We start from the raw sequence: 14790 nt of genomic DNA, 5'->3' as shown, positions 1-14790 counted from the left end.
TTCAGCAAGGGGTCACCGAAGCCATTGAATGGCACGCGCATTGCGGCGTGCGTCCAGAAACTCTCCGGCGGCGGCGGCGCCATGACGAAGAGCTTCCGCGATATCGTAGCGGGTCAACCCCATGTCGCTGAGCAGGGATTCATCCATCTGCATCATCGAGCGCAGGGTCGAACGGCGCATACCGGCGCCGGCGCGGGATTTGAAAGAGAACAGGGCCATGATCTACTCCATCACCCCATTTCCTCTATCGGACTGGTAGAGTTTATGGGCGGCTGCGTTGTTGCAAGCGGTATGTAGGCACTTGCCTTCCATTATTCAAACAAATAGATTTCATTTAATCGATCAAAATTCGTGATGGAAAAGGCAATGGCTGCTCCGCTTGATCTCGATCAGTTGCAGACCTTCTGCGCCATCGCCGATTGCGCCAGTTTCACCGAGGCGGCCCGGCGGGTTTACAAGACCCAGTCGGCGGTTTCGATGCAGATCAAGCGGCTCGAGGAGCGGCTGGGCCAGCCCCTGTTCCTGCGTGACGGACGGCGCGTGTCGCTGACCACCGAGGGCGAAGCGCTCTACGCGCGGGCCCGGCGCATGCTCAAGATCAATGCCGAGATCATCGACATGTTCTCCAAGGACGATCTTGTCGGCAATATCCGGTTCGGGGTGCCCGACGACTATGCGGTCAAGCTCCTCCCGGTGATCCTTTCGAGCTTCCAGCGCACCCATCCGCGCATCACCGTCGATGTCCGCTGCCAGCCTTCCGAGGAGCTTTTGTCCGGCATGCGCTCGGGGCGTTACGACATCATCGTGTTCACGCAAGGGACGATGCACGAATTCGGCGAGCTGTTCCGCACCGAAAAGATGTATTGGGTGGCCAGCCATGGCGGACGGGCGCTGGCTTCCGATCCCCTCCCCCTGGCCTGCGGCCCGTCCTTTTGCACCTGGCGCGCCGATGCGGTCGAGGCGCTCAACAGGATCAACCGCGACTTCCGCGTCGCCTACACGTCCTCGAACGCCACCGCCATCTCCTCGGCGGTGCTCTCGGATCTCGCCGTCGGCTTCCTGCCCGAAAGCGCCCTGCAGCCAGGAATGCGGGTGATCTCGCAGGATCAGGGCCTGCCGCGTTTGAACGACGCCCAGATCGCCCTCCTGCGCGCCTCGCACGCCTATGGCGGCATCTACGACGCACTGGCGACCCATATCGTCGAAAGCATGGGCAACCTGCCCGGCTCCTATTACGGCCGCGAGGCAACGGAGAGCACGGCAGCCGAGTAGTTGAGTGAGTGACTCTCTCTCCTCTCTCCTCTCTCCTCTCTCCTCTCTCCTCTCTCCTCTCTCCTCTCTCCTCTCTCCTCTCTCCTCTCTCCTCTCTCCCTTACTCCATTCTCCACCCGTGTCGCCCCGGGCTTGACCCGGGGCAAGGTATGCGCGCCGCTCCCGGATCTTGCCGTACCCTGTCCCTCGCCCTCTCCCTTTCCTTCCGGCCGCCTCTCGCCGCCCCCACCGTTGCGGCTCCCCTGTACCCTCCTCTTCGTCGTCTTCGTCCCCGGACTTGATCCGGGATTGACCCGGAGACCCGCAAGGTTTTCCAAGCAGCTCATCAGAAGTGCGTCCCCCAATCTCTCCCGCACCACAGGCAGCGCTGCGGATTGTCGGGTTCAGCCCGACAATGACGAGGAGAGGCTGGAAAGGACGAGCGACGAGATTCTCGCCGTAACGCTCCCCCAAGAACTCCTTCTCCCCTTGAGGGAGAAGGGTAAGAGGGACAACGCGATCACAGCGCCTGAGCCTCAGCCGTAGCGTTCCCCCAAGAGCCCCCTTCTCCCCTGGTGGGAGAAGGGCCGGGGATGAGGGGGGCGCTGAGCTTGCGTCATGGCAAGAGCCGGAAACGGCGCGCATACCTTGCCCCGGGTCAAGCCCGGGGTGACACGGTGAGGGTGAGGCAGGGCACAGCCCCGCCTCCGCCCTCACCACGCTCCACCACCAAGGTCTCCAACAGCCCAACTGCTTATCCCCACCAGCACACCACCCCCAATCGTCATCCCGGCCTTGAGCCGGGATCCAGTACACTCAGTGCCTGAGCCCTAGCCGCAACGCTCCCCAAGAGCCCCCTTCTCCCCTGGTGGGAGAAGGGCCGCGAATGAGGGCGGCGCTGAGCTTCCACAGACACCGGCGCCAAAAAACTTATCCCCGCCCCCTGCGCTTGCCCCATACTCCCCCTCACGACCCCGCGCATATGGACGCAAGCGCTACGAACGTTTGGGCGGGATCGGTTCGGGTTCCTCACGGGTCGCCGTGGGGAAGGCCCAAAGCGGACAGATGGCCGGATGTGGATAAAAGGTGTGAGCGGACCACCAATCCAATCACTCCCACGTCGCACCGGGGAAACCCGGAGGGGCAGCGAGGGGACGGCCGGGAGGTTGGCAGAAAAAGTGGTTCCCACTTTTTCGGTTCGACCAACCGACCCACTAAAAACTCTCAACAACCCCCAGCCCGAGAAGCCGCCATAAGCCCAAAATCCCGGACGCATGGGGCGATGATCGCTTCATACTAACAAATACAGTGCGGAGCGTTCATCGCCCCATGCCGTCTATTGAAATCGCGATGACCCGAAGGCTCAGCCGGAGGGCGATTTGGCACGGCCTTACGCGGCCCTCGCCATGCCGTAGTCGGAGAAAACCCGCGAAATGTCGCCCTTCCACTCGCCGTGGTAGAGATCGAGCAGCCGTTCGGCAGGTGTCTCGCCGACTTCGAGCGTATAGTCGAGCGGCTTGAGGAATACCGCTTCGTCCGCCCCTTCCCAATTGTGTTTGTCGCGCGCCTTGAGCCCGGCGCGGGCGATGGCCACCGCTTCCCTCGCGATCTCGAACACGGTTCCATCGCGGAACGGCGTCTTGAGCGCTGTCTTGGGCACGCCGAGCCGCAGGGCCTGCCGCTCCTCTTCGGTCCAGTCCTTGACCAGGTCCCAGGCCGCATCGAGGGCGGTATCATCGTAAAGCAGCCCCACCCAGAAGGCCGGCAGCGCGCAGATGCCCTGCCAGGGGGCGCCATCGGCGCCGCGCATTTCGAGATACTGCTTCATGCGCACTTCGGGAAAGAGCGTCGAAAGGTGGTCTTCCCAATCCTTGAGCGTGGGCTTTTCGCCCGGAAGCTGAGGCAGCTTGCCATCGAGGAAGGCTCGGAAGCTTTCCCCGGCGCAGTTGATGTACTGCCCGTTGCGGATGACGAAATACATCGGCACGTCGAGGGCATAATCCACATAGCGCTCGAACCCCATGCCGTCTTCGAAGGCGAAGGGCAGCATGCCGGTGCGGTCATTGTCGGTGTTGAGCCAGATGTGCGACCGGAACGACAGCAAACCGTTGGGCTTGCCCTCAAGGAAAGGCGAATTGGCGAAAAGCGCCGTGGCGATCGGCTGCAGCGCCAGGCTGACGCGGAGCTTTTTGACCATATCGGCTTCCGAGGCGAAGTCGAGATTGACCTGCACTGTGGCCGAGCGGAACATCATCGAGGTGCCCAGCGTGCCCACCTTTTCCATATAGGGCTTCATGATGCCGTAACGCGATTTGGGCATGGCGGGGATTTCGTCGAGCGTCCAGGTGGGCGTCACCCCGATGCCGAGGAAATCGATCCCCATGGGCTCGGTGAACTTGCGCAGAAGCTTCAAGTGCTCGTTGGCTTCGGTGCAAGTCTGGTGGATGGTTTCGAGCGGAGCGCCCGAAAGCTCGAACTGGCCGCCCGGCTCGAGCGAGATGGCGCCGCCGCCCAGAGGATTGTTGAGCCCGATCACCTTGTCGCGATCGTAATACGGCAGCCAGGCGGTTTCGGTCTGGACCTTGTCGAGCAGCGCGCCGATGCCGTTCTCGCCCTCATACGGTACAGGTTTGAAACCGTCGCGATAGAAGGTGAACTTCTCGTGCTCGGTGCCGATGCGCCATTCCGATTTCGGCTTGGAGCCGCGAGAGATCGCTTCGATCAATTGGGAGCGCGATTCGATCGTGGGCGACGGCTTTTCGGCCATGAAGTACCTCGGAATGTAATGCATGGGCATGAGGGCCATGCCAGAGCCCGCGACAATAGCGGGCGTTCGTTCCAGATCAATACCCTTTATCGTAACCTTACGATAAAAACCTTTCTACCAATCACCTGCCGCCGCCTGAATCAGCGCAAGCGCGGCCACCGCCGCCGTATCGGCCCGCAGGATTCGCGGCCCCAGGCTGATCGGCTCGACGAAGTCCGATGCCAGCAATCGATCGCGTTCCTCATCGGCGAAACCGCCTTCGGGGCCGATCAGCAGACCCAAGCGCTTGCCCTTGAGCCCGTTCAACGTCTCGAGCGGCGAAGAGGATGCGGCGGCCTCGTCACAAAAGATCAGCATGCGGTCGCCATGCGTCTGGTTCCATTCCGAAAGGAGCTTGTCGAAGCCGATCTCGGGCGCGATCTCGGGCACGCTCAAGACCTCGCATTGCTGCGCGGCCTCTACGGCATGCGCCCTGAGCTTTACGGGGTTGAGCCGTGGGTTTTGCACATAGCGGGTGATCACCGGCTGGATGATCCCCGCCCCCATCTCGGTCGCCTTCTGGATTTCGTAGTCGAGCCGCTTGATCGGAGCGAAGCCGAACCAGAGATCGTTGGCCGGCGTCTGTTCGGCGGACTGTTCGATAAGCCGCAGGGAAACGAGCTTTTTGCTCACCTGCGTGATTTCGGCGAGGAACGCCCCGTCGCGGCCATTGAAGACCACGCAATTGTCCCCTGCCCCGCGGCGCAGCACGTTGACCAGGTGATTTGTCTGGTCCTTGTCGAGCGCCACTTCGGCGCCGGTCTGCAAGGGGACTTCGAGAAAGAGACGCGGCAGGGTCTTGTGAGTGCGGGGCATGGGAGGTGGTTGACTTGAACTTGAGAGCGATTAGTGCCTTTGTGCCAGACAACGCTCCGGCACAAAAGGCCATCCATGCAGCACGAGAACACCGGAACCGTCGCCGATGCGGTCAAGGGCAATTGGGTGGATCGGTATGCCCCGGCCCAGGCCAAACCTTATCTGCGCATGTCGCGGCTCGACCGCCCCATCGGCTATCAGCTCCTTTTCTGGCCCTGCGCTTTCGCCTTGGGCCTGGCGAGCCTTGCAACCGACACCGGCTTCAATTGGTGGCATCTGGTTCTGTTTTTCATCGGCGCCATCGCCATGCGCGGGGCCGGCTGCACCTTCAACGACATCGTCGATCGCGATATCGACGACAAGGTGGCCCGCACGCGCTCGCGGCCCATTCCGTCGGGGCAGGTCAGCGTCAAGCAGGCGGCGGCTTGGCTCGTGGCCCAATCGCTGGTCGGGCTGGCGGTACTCGTCCAGTTCAACACCTTTGCCATTCTCGTCGGCATCGCATCGCTCGTCCTGGTCGCCATTTATCCATTCATGAAGCGGGTCACGTATTGGCCGCAGCTCTTTCTGGGCCTCGCCTTTTCATGGGGCGCACTGATGGGCTGGGCGACCGAAACCAGCACTCTCGCCTGGCCCGCCGTGGTGCTTTATCTCGGCTGCATTGCCTGGACCATCGGTTACGACACCATCTATGCGCTGCAGGACGTGGAAGACGATGCGCTGATCGGGGTCAAATCCACGGCCCGTCTGGCCGGCGCCAATGTGCGTCCGTTCGTTGCGGTATTTTACGCATTGGCCGCGGCGCTATGGGCAATCGCTGCCTTGATGGTCGGCGCGAGCTGGGTATTTTTCGTGCTGTTTCTCGTGCCTGTCGCCATGCTTGCCTGGCAGGTGATCACGATCGAGCGCACCAACGGTGCGCGCAGCCTGATGCTGTTCAAGTCCAATCACTGGCTGGGCCTGGCGTTCACCGCGGCCCTGGTTCTCGCGAGCCTTCTTTAAAAGCACAAAACCCCGCCGGTGGCGGGGAGTGCCTCTGGACTTGGAGGTCAGAGGAAAATCGTTCAGCCGATCTGTTCGCCCGGCTTGCGGCGGCGGGCGAAGCGGGTGCGGCGTTCGGCTTCGGCCGAGAGCATGCGGCGCGAACTCGACGTGCCGACCATCACCCCATCGATCTGCTGGGAGTAGGCGACGAGCGAACCGTCTCCGGTGCGAATATAGAGCGGCAGACGCAGCTTGCGCCCCCAGTTCTGCCATTCGGCGACCACGTTGGAATTGCCGGCTTCTTCGAAGATGCGATAGTTGAATTCCTCGTCGGGATGAATGAGCTCAATGGCGCTCATCAGATCGCCATCCTCGGAAATGCGAGTGGAAACGGCCACCCCGACATATTCGGCGACCGGCACCTTGAGCTTGACCGTGACGCCGCTCTTGTCGAGCTTGCGCCGGACGGTAACGGTCATCGCCTCAGCGCGCGGACCGTTGTCATTGGCGGGGTTGTGCCTGAGATGGCGGGGATAGACCGCGCCCTTCAAAAGCGTCGATGGAAAACCATCGACAATTACGCCGAGAACCATATTCAGCCTTCCTGTCAACTTTCGAGAGCTTTTTGTTTTTGGTGCTCTCGTTTTGTTGCTCCCACTCTAGTCGGGCCCTCTCATCATCGGCTTAAAAAACGGGGTTAAGTTTGTCTTGTCTCGAAATGGGTTAGCGGAATCTCACCCTCTGTAAGAAGCAATTAACCGCTCGACTTGCGCGGGCCGGGCGAAACGCATAACAAAGGCCGCAATGCTGCCCGGGCGGGGCAGAAGAGGGTCTTTTCCAATAACCGGTCTGGAGTGGCATGCCCGCTGCTATCCCCCAAGGCATAGAGGACGATCTCAAGCTGCTGAAATCGGCGGCCGTCCATGCGGGGATCATTGCGCTCGGTTTTTTCCGCACCGAGTTGCGCACCTGGACCAAGAACGTCACCTCGCCGGTGAGCGAGGCCGATATCGCGGTCGATCATTTCCTCATTGGCGCCCTGAGGGGCGCCCGCCCCGACTATGGCTGGCTGAGCGAGGAGACTGCGGATTCACCAGCCCGGCTCGAGAGCGAACGCGTTTTCATCGTCGACCCCATCGACGGCACGCGCGGCTTCATCAAGGGCGAGGATAGCTGGACCATCTCGCTGGCCGTTGTGGAAGCGGGGCGTCCGATCGCCGGCGTGGTCTATGCCCCGGTGCGCGACGAGATGTATGTGGCCGGCCTGGGCCTCGGCGCCAGCCGCAACGGCGTCCCGATGCGGGTTGAAGGCCCGGCACCGGCCTCCCCCATCATTCCTGCGCCTGCTGCGGTTCACAACGAGCTTGCCGCGCACGGCGTCGACCATGTTGCCGGCCCGGCGTATCCCTCGCTCGCCTATCGGCTGGTGCAGGTGGCGGCGGGAACGCTCGATGCCGCAGTGGCTCGGCGCGGCGCTCAGGATTGGGACATCGCGGGAGCCGACATCATCCTTACCGAAGCGGGCGCGCGGTTCGAGGATGTCTGCCTGGGCACGCCGCTCTATAACGGTTCGGACACGCGCCATGCCGCGCTTGCCGCCACCGCCGACGCCTCGCTATTATCGCCCTTGCGTGACGCCCTGCGCGTCGTCTATGGCTGCCCGCAATCCCAACCCGACGCTCAAAACCGATAGGCTAAAGCTCATGACCGAAACGCCGGCCAAGCAGTTGCTCCACCTCGTGATCGGAGGGGAATTGTCCCAGATCAAGGGTGTCGAGTTCAAGGATCTCGACGCTGTCGATATCGTTGGCGTCTATCCCAACTATGCGGCTGCCTATGCGGTCTGGAAGCAGAAGGCGCAGATGACGGTCGACAATGCCGAGATGCGCTATTTCATAGTGCATCTGCACAAGCTGCTCGACCCGGCGCAGGACGGCTGATCAGGCTTCGCCGATCGAGCGCTTATAAGCGGTAAAGGCCGCCTCGGCATTGGCGTAGGGCTCCTGCCGGTCGACGCTCCAATAGGCCAGATCCTCGATGGGAATGGGTGTGCCTGTGATGGCGCAGCGCACGAAGGTGCCTGGCTTGATCACCACATAGTCGGCATCGAGATAGCGGATCTGGGCTTCGGAGGGGGAAAAGCCTGAATCGAGGATGTTCATGCGCTCTGTTCCTTTGCCCTCAATCTAGTGGCCTTTGCCGGCATCGTCAAAACAGACTCTCCTGCGTGCCGGTTCCCTCCTCCGAGCGAGCTTTGCGCTTAGGGATCGGCGGCGCGCCGGCCACGGTTGCCGCAATCGAGCCCTGCGCCACGTCGATCGTGAGCGCATCGCCGGGTTTGACGTCAGTGGATGTGCGGACGAGATTTCCCTCAGCGTCTTTTACAAGCGCGAAGCCCCGCGCCAAGACTTGCTGATAGCTGACCGAATTGAGGAGCTTGGCGATCCCGTCCAGCCGCGCCCGGCGCGCTTCGACGATGCGGACATAGGCAGGCTCCATGCGCGCCGTTGCGGCCTCGAGGTGCCGGCGCCCCTGGCTGATCGGGGTAGAGAGCAGGCCGGGACGCAAGCGCCCCGCGAGGGGAGAATAGGCCACCCGCGCGCGACCGGCTCGCGTTTGCAGGCCGTGGCGGGCACGCGTGGCGGCGTTTTCGAGCCGGTTCGAGGCCGCTTCGAGACGCCCGCGCAGGAGGCCAATCGCGAGGCGTCCAGCGATCCGCTGGTGATCCATGGCCTTGGCGTGCTGCTCGGCCCTGAGTGCCGACCCCAATCGTGCCGTCGCCATATCGAGACGCTGACGCTGGGTCGAGATCAGATCGCCGGGGCGAGGCATGCCGGCCGAGGCAGCCCGGAAGCGGTCCTTGAGGTTGGCGGCAATGCGCCGCGCCGCCATGCGCTGGCGAGAACCCAGATCCTCGACATAGCCGATGAGTTCGCTGCGTACGGGAACGGCCATTTCCGCCGCGCCAGTGGGCGTCGGGGCGCGTCGGTCGGCGACGTAGTCGATCAGCGTTATGTCGGTTTCGTGCCCCACCGCTGAAATGACCGGAATGGCGCTGCGCGCGACGGCGCGGACAACGCTTTCCTCGTTGAAGCCCCACAAATCCTCGATCGAGCCGCCACCGCGCGCGACGATCAGCAGGTCGGGACGCGGGATCGGGCCATCGGGCGCGAAAGCGTTGAAGCCGTCGATAGCGGCAGTGACTTCGGGCGCGCAGGTATCGCCCTGCACGCGGACAGGCCATACGATCACGTGGGACGGAAAGCGATCATCGAGGCGATGAAGGATATCGCGGATCACCGCGCCAGTGGGCGAGGTAACGACGCCGATGACGCGCGGCAGATAGGGAAGTTGGCGCTTGCGCTCGGGTGCGAACAAACCTTCGGCCAGGAGCTTCCTGCGCCTCTCCTCGAGCAGCGCCATCAACGCCCCGGCGCCGGCGGGCTCGATCTGTTCGATCACGATCTGGTATTTGGACGAGCGCGGATAGGTCGTCAGCCGCCCCGTCGCGATGACTTCGAGCCCTTCCTGGGGTTTGAAGGTCAGTCGGGCATAGCTGGTCTTCCAGACGACGGCATCGATGCAGGCGCCATCGTCCTTCAATGTGAAATAGCTGTGGCCCGAACTGTGCTGCCCGCGAAATCCGGAAATCTCTCCGCGCACTCGCACGTGGCCGAACTGGTCTTCCACGGTGCGTTTGACGGCGCTGGAAATTTCCGAGACCGTGAACTCGTAGGCATTGGTTTGCTGATCGCTCATAACCCGTTGGTGGCCGAGACTCAGGGCTTCGTCAAGGGTAGCGGGCATGGGGCGCGCGTGATATGGGGCGGCCTCAATTGCCGGATATCGAAGGGAAGTGCGTCATGCGGGTTTTGCTGATCGGATCGGGAGGACGCGAGCACGCGCTGGCCTGGAAGATGACTCAGTCCCCGCGACTCGAAAAGCTCTTTGTCGCGCCGGGGAACGGCGGCACGCAAACGATCGCTGAAAATGTCGCGCTCGATATCGCCGATCACGCAAAGGTCGTCGAGTTCTGCATAGCCGAACGCATCGATCTGGTCGTCGTGGGCCCGGAAGTTCCACTGGTCGCCGGCATCGCCGACGATCTGCGGGCGGCCGGCATTGCGGTGTTCGGACCATCAAAGCTGGCGGCACAGCTTGAAGGCTCCAAGGCCTTCACCAAGGAACTCTGCGACGAGATGGGCATCCCCACGGCGTCCTATGCCCGCTTCGGTGCTCTTGAACCGGCGCTCGAACACGCACGGGTGACCGGTGCTCCGATCGTCATCAAGGCCGATGGCCTGGCGGCCGGCAAGGGCGTGACGGTCGCCATGACGCCCGAGGAAGCCGAGTCGGCCCTCAATGACTGCTTCGGCGGTGCGTTTGGGGCGGCGGGCGCGGAGGTGGTGATCGAAGAATTCCTCGAGGGCGAAGAGGCGAGCCTTTTTGCCATCTGCGACGGCGAGCATACGGTGCTTATGCCGCCGGCGCAGGATCACAAGCGTGCCTATGACGGCGACGAAGGGCCGAATACCGGTGGCATGGGCGCCTATGCTCCCGCCCCTGTGATGACCGACGCCCTGATCGAACGCGCCTACCGCGAAATCGTCGCTCCGGCGATCAAGGGGATGGCAGCGCGCGGAACGCCCTTTTCCGGCGTGCTGTTCACCGGCCTGATGATAACGGCTGACGGCCCCAAGCTCATCGAGTTCAACACCCGCTTCGGCGATCCCGAATGCCAGGTGCTGATGATGCTGCTCGAAAGCGATCTCCTCGACATTCTCGAAGCGACCGCGCTCGGGCGGCTCGACACGGTGACGCCGCGCTGGAAGCGCGATGTCGCCATGACAGTGGTGCTGGCGGCCCAGGGTTATCCCGGCGACTACGAGAAGAACACGGAGATCGGCAATATCGATGAGCTTGACAGCGAAGCCGTTCGCATATTCCACGCCGGCACCCGGCGGGAGGGCCACAAGCTGCTGGCCAATGGCGGGCGCGTGCTCAACGTCACCGCGATTGGTGAAACCGTGACGCAGGCCCGCGAGCGGGCTTATGCGGCCGTGGATGCCATCGAATGGCCGGAAGGGTTCTGCCGCCGCGACATCGGCTGGCGCGCTCTGGAGAAATAGGGAGGGCGCAAGCGTCCTCCCCAACGCCCTTAGCGGCTGAACACCATATAAGCGAACATCAGCACGCTGACGGCGACGATAATCGAGCCTAGCGCCACGACCATCTCCAGGCCGGTCGCGCCCTGGAGCAGGAAGTAAAGTGCGGTGACCATGATCACCACGCCCACCATGTGCGTTCCGAACTGGATCATCGCCAATGGCCGTGTGGCCTTGGCCGGTGCCAGCGCGAAATAGGCACCGAACAGCGCGCTCGTCGCCCAGCCCACGAGGTTGAGATGGGCATGGGCGCCCATGGCGCTGTGGTTGCCCGAAATGGACATCAGAATGCCCATCCCGATGCCGACGATCAAAAACAGTATTGCGGCCTTGAAATAGAAGTCGGAAACTTTAGGCATGGTTTTCCCCACCAAAACCGTTTCGCCGAAAGAAAGTGGGAGCCGATCACTTGCCGAAAATTCGTCCTGCAAGTCTAGCATCGGCTTCCACTGGCCAATTATCGCCTTTTTACAATTGTTGCCAAGCAGATTAAGCATCACCGGCAACAAGGAGCGGCAGCACCTTCTCAACCCGCCCACGCTGGGCTAGCTTGGCGATCCAACAGGAGGTCGATAGCTGTGGGGACGATCACCGATCCAAAGATCGGCATTGCCTTGGGCGGCGGCGCAGCGCGCGGACTGGCCCATATCCCGTTCATCGAAGCGATGGACGAAATGGGGCTCGTCCCGCACCGGATCGCAGGCACTTCGATTGGCGCACTGATCGGCTCGGGCTGGGCGGCGGGACTCAAGGGCTCCGAGATCCGTGAGCTCGCCTATGAGATGCTGGGCACGATGAACGGGTTGTTCGGCCGGCTGCTCTCCACCCAAGTCCGCTCCATGGCCAAGATTTTCCGCGAGGGCATCTCGATCCAGCTCGATCCGGTGCATGTGGTGGATCTTTTCACCCCACCGGGCATGGCAGAGGATTTCGCCCAGCTCAAAATTCCCTTCACCTGCATCGCCACCGATTTCCGATCCTGGCATCAGGTGGCGTTTCACGAAGGCCCCCTCGCCCCTGCGGTCGCCGGATCGCTTGCCGTGCCGAGCCTGTTCCGGCCCGTTCACTATCACGACACGCTTCTGGTCGACGGTGGGGTGGTTAATCCGCTGCCGCTCGACCATGCGGCTCCAGGCAGCGACATCCTGATCGCGATCGACGTCAATGGCGATCCACGGCCATGGCCGGAAGGCTATGTGCCCACCCTACTCGATGTGGGGTTCGGTTCGGCTCAGATCATGATGCATCAGCTTATCGCCCACATGCTGGCCGCCTATCCGCCCGACCTTTATTTCAGGCCGCACCACGTCAATATGGGCGCGCATGAATACTGGCGAGTGCGCGAGATCGTCAAAGCCGGCGATGCGGAAAAGGACCGCTTCAAGCGCGAGCTGGAAGCGCGGATCGAGAGCTTCATCGCCGATCAGCGAAAAATTTCCTGAGCATCTCACCGGCGCGGGACGCCGAAACGCCCCCGATGACCTCAGGTATGTGGTGGCAGGTGGGCTGGGCGAAAAAGCGTACGCCATTGTCGACCGCTCCGCCCTTGGAGTCCTCGGCGGCATAATAGAGCCGCCGCAGTTTGACGTGGGCGATAGCGCCGGCGCACATGGTGCAGGGCTCGAGCGTCACATAGAGGTCGCAGTCGGATAGCCGCCCCGTACCATCGGCAGCAAGCGCCGCGCGGATGGCGTTGAATTCGGCATGGGCCGTCGGATCGCCCGTTTCGCGCATCGTGTTGCGCCCGGTGGCGAGCACCTTGCCGTCGCGCACGATCACCGCGCCCACGGGCACCTCTCCATGGTCCGCCGCTTCCTGGGCGAGCGCGAAAGCAATCTCCATGGGATTTTCGGGTGTCGTCATCACGTCGGGGCTCATATCAGCTTTGGCGAGGGCTGTCCGCATCGTTAGGATAGGCGGAAAGGAGAATCAGTGCCCATGGCAATCCGCCAGCTTCCAGACGACCTCGTCAACAAGATCGCCGCTGGCGAAGTCGTCGAACGGCCAGCCAGCGTCGTCAAGGAACTTGTCGAAAACGCTCTGGACGCCGGCGCCAGGCGCATCGCCGTCACCACGGCGGCAGGCGGCAAGAGTTTGATCCGCATCGAGGATGATGGGCACGGCATGGATGCCGACGATCTGATCCTTTCGGTAGAACGGCACGCAACCTCAAAGCTCGCCGACGACGGGCTCGACGATATCCGCACACTGGGGTTCCGTGGCGAAGCGCTGGCTTCGATCGGGTCGGTTTCCGATCTCTCGATCGCCTCGCGCACAGCCCAGGCGGAAACCGGCCTCAAGATCAGCGTCAGACGCGGCGTAAAAGTCGGCCCGGTACCGCATCCGATCAACCGGGGCACCGTCGTCGAGGTCAAGAACCTCTTCGCCGATATCCCGGCGCGGCTGAAGTTTCTGAAATCCGACCGGGCCGAGGCCGGGGCGATCACGGACGTCATCAAACGTCTCGCCATGGCGCATCGTGGCGTTCATTTCGTACTCTCGGGCACCGACCGGCAGCCGATCAACTGGCCGGCACAGACGGGTGAGAACGCAGTCCATGCCCGGCTTGCCCAGATCATAGGCGCCGATTTTCCCGAGAATGCGCAGCAGATCGGCTTTTCGCGCGGCGGCATCGTGGTCGGCGGGCTGGCGGGCCTGCCCACTTTTTCGCGTGCCAATACGCTCAACCAATTCTATTTCGTCAACGGCCGTTCGGTGCGCGACAAGGTGCTGCTGGGCGCAGTGCGTGCGGCCTATGCCGATTTCCTGCATCGCGATCGGTTTCCGGTGATCGCCCTGTTCGTCGCCATCGATCCGGGCGAGGTGGACGTCAACGTCCACCCCACCAAGGCCGAGCTGAGGTTTCGCGACCAGGGCGCGGTGCGCGGGGCGGTGATCCGCGCTATCGGAGAGGCACTGGCGGCCGCCGGTTTCCGGGCGTCGTCAAGCGTGGCCGATGCCGCATTGGCGAGCTTTCGGGCGCCTGCACACGAAACGACCGCTCCCGAGCCGGTCAACAGCTTTGCAGAGCCGGCGGGGGCGGCGCCCCCCTATCGGCCGATGCAGCCCTCCTTTGCGGCGCAGCCCTCGTTGTCGTCCAGCCTGGCCGCCGAGATCCGTCAGTTCGATGCGCCGAGCGCCCGGTTCGAGCCGATCGAGACGCAACCGGCGGAACAGCAGGATTTTCCGCTTGGCGTCGCCAGAACGCAGGTGTTCGAGAACTATATCGTCGCCCAGAATGGCGATGCGCTGGTGCTTATCGATCAGCACGCCGCCCATGAGCGGCTGGTCTATGAAAAGTTCCGCAATCAACTGCGCTCCGGCCCGGTCGTCAGCCAACGTCAGCTTATTCCGGTGGTCATCGACCTGCCTGAGGAAGATTGCGGACGGCTCGAAGACGCCGCACCCGTCCTCGAAAAGCTCGGACTTTATCTCGAACGGTTTGGTCCTGGCGCCATTGCCGTCAATGAGACCCCTGCGCTCCTCGGCCAGACCGATATCGATGGCCTCGTGCGCGACCTTGCCGATGGGTTGGCGGAGTGGGACAATGTAGCCGTGCTCGAAGAACGCATGGACGCCATCATCGCCCGCATGGCCTGCCATGGCTCGGTGCGCTCGGGCCGCCGGCTGCGGCCCGACGAGATGAACGCATTGCTGCGCGAAATGGAGGCAACGCCCCATTCAGGCCAATGCATCCATGGCCGGCCGACCTATATCGAGCTCAAGAAAGGTGATCTGGAGCGCCTGTTCGGCCGGCGGTAGACGAAG

Annotated in this window: 15 protein-coding genes; 7 read left to right on the top strand and 8 right to left on the bottom strand. The window is 62.8% G+C overall.

The annotated features are described in order from the left end of the window. Positions 1–12 precede the first annotated feature (12 nt). A complete protein-coding gene (locus NO932_RS04300; RefSeq protein WP_309209851.1) occupies positions 13–219 on the bottom strand; it encodes a DUF1127 domain-containing protein in 207 nt (68 codons plus the stop codon). Between the two features lie 147 nt (positions 220–366). On the opposite strand from NO932_RS04300, the gene NO932_RS04295 reads away from it, so the two are divergent. Then, positions 367–1272: a LysR family transcriptional regulator gene (locus NO932_RS04295; RefSeq protein ID WP_309162378.1), complete on the top strand. Its 906-nt coding sequence runs from the start codon at positions 367–369 to the stop codon at positions 1270–1272. Positions 1273–2641: 1369 nt separating this feature from the next. Here NO932_RS04295 and NO932_RS04290 read toward each other — a convergent pair. Together NO932_RS04290 and NO932_RS04285 are read right to left on the bottom strand one after the other, a co-directional pair. Further along, the gene (locus NO932_RS04290) at positions 2642–4018 is read right to left on the bottom strand and encodes a glutamate--cysteine ligase (protein WP_309209850.1); all 1377 of its coding nucleotides are present in this window, start codon (positions 4016–4018) and stop codon (positions 2642–2644) included. Positions 4019–4132: 114 nt separating this feature from the next. After that, positions 4133–4873, bottom strand: coding sequence for a 16S rRNA (uracil(1498)-N(3))-methyltransferase (locus tag NO932_RS04285; RefSeq protein ID WP_309209849.1), 741 nt, complete (start codon positions 4871–4873; stop codon positions 4133–4135). 75 nt (positions 4874–4948) lie between these two features. On the opposite strand from NO932_RS04285, the gene ubiA reads away from it, so the two are divergent. Next, the gene (gene ubiA / locus NO932_RS04280) at positions 4949–5875 is read left to right on the top strand and encodes a 4-hydroxybenzoate octaprenyltransferase (RefSeq protein WP_309209848.1); all 927 of its coding nucleotides are present in this window, start codon (positions 4949–4951) and stop codon (positions 5873–5875) included. A 62-nt stretch (positions 5876–5937) separates the two neighbouring features. Here ubiA and NO932_RS04275 read toward each other — a convergent pair whose 3' ends face one another. Next, the gene (locus NO932_RS04275; RefSeq protein ID WP_309209846.1) at positions 5938–6450 is read right to left on the bottom strand and encodes a DUF6101 family protein; all 513 of its coding nucleotides are present in this window, start codon (positions 6448–6450) and stop codon (positions 5938–5940) included. A 266-nt stretch (positions 6451–6716) separates the two neighbouring features. On the opposite strand from NO932_RS04275, the gene NO932_RS04270 reads away from it, so the two are divergent. Next, positions 6717–7550, top strand: a complete 834-nt coding sequence (locus NO932_RS04270; protein WP_309209845.1) for a 3'(2'),5'-bisphosphate nucleotidase CysQ — start codon at positions 6717–6719, stop codon at positions 7548–7550. Positions 7551–7560: 10 nt separating this feature from the next. Beyond that, positions 7561–7797, top strand: coding sequence for a DUF4170 domain-containing protein (locus NO932_RS04265; protein ID WP_309162386.1), 237 nt, complete (start codon positions 7561–7563; stop codon positions 7795–7797). Here NO932_RS04265 and NO932_RS04260 read toward each other — a convergent pair whose 3' ends face one another. Together NO932_RS04260 and xseA are read right to left on the bottom strand one after the other, a co-directional pair. Beyond that, complete coding sequence (locus tag NO932_RS04260; protein ID WP_309209844.1) at positions 7798–8019, bottom strand: DUF2093 domain-containing protein; 222 nt, start codon at positions 8017–8019, stop codon at positions 7798–7800. A 46-nt stretch (positions 8020–8065) separates the two neighbouring features. After that, positions 8066–9616, bottom strand: coding sequence for an exodeoxyribonuclease VII large subunit (xseA, locus tag NO932_RS04255; RefSeq protein WP_309209843.1), 1551 nt, complete (start codon positions 9614–9616; stop codon positions 8066–8068). 104 nt (positions 9617–9720) lie between these two features. On the opposite strand from xseA, the gene purD reads away from it, so the two are divergent. Continuing rightward, positions 9721–10986: a phosphoribosylamine--glycine ligase gene (purD, locus tag NO932_RS04250; RefSeq protein WP_309209842.1), complete on the top strand. Its 1266-nt coding sequence runs from the start codon at positions 9721–9723 to the stop codon at positions 10984–10986. Positions 10987–11015: 29 nt separating this feature from the next. Here the strand turns inward: purD and NO932_RS04245 are convergent, their stop codons facing one another. Continuing rightward, positions 11016–11381 carry a hypothetical protein gene (locus tag NO932_RS04245; RefSeq protein WP_309209841.1) on the bottom strand — a complete coding sequence of 122 codons (366 nt, stop codon included), beginning with the start codon at positions 11379–11381 and terminating at the stop codon, positions 11016–11018. A gap of 219 nt (positions 11382–11600) precedes the next feature. Here NO932_RS04245 and NO932_RS04240 point away from each other — a divergent pair, with 219 nt between their 5' ends. Then, positions 11601–12464, top strand: a complete 864-nt coding sequence (locus NO932_RS04240) for a patatin-like phospholipase family protein (protein ID WP_309209840.1) — start codon at positions 11601–11603, stop codon at positions 12462–12464. Here the strand turns inward: NO932_RS04240 and NO932_RS04235 are convergent. Continuing rightward, positions 12436–12885: a nucleoside deaminase gene (locus NO932_RS04235; RefSeq protein ID WP_309209839.1), complete on the bottom strand. Its 450-nt coding sequence runs from the start codon at positions 12883–12885 to the stop codon at positions 12436–12438. The genes NO932_RS04240 and NO932_RS04235 overlap by 29 nt on opposite strands. Before the next feature lie 75 nt (positions 12886–12960). Between NO932_RS04235 and mutL the strand changes: the two genes are divergently transcribed. Further along, positions 12961–14784 carry a DNA mismatch repair endonuclease MutL gene (gene mutL, locus NO932_RS04230; protein ID WP_309209838.1) on the top strand — a complete coding sequence of 608 codons (1824 nt, stop codon included), beginning with the start codon at positions 12961–12963 and terminating at the stop codon, positions 14782–14784. Positions 14785–14790: the final 6 nt, after the last annotated feature.

It is taken from the genome of Pelagibacterium sp. 26DY04, from assembly GCF_031202305.1.
Taxonomy (GTDB): Bacteria; Pseudomonadota; Alphaproteobacteria; order Rhizobiales; family Devosiaceae; genus Pelagibacterium.
The sequence above is the reverse complement of the archived record's forward strand: the minus strand, read 5'-3'. Positions and strand labels throughout refer to the sequence as shown.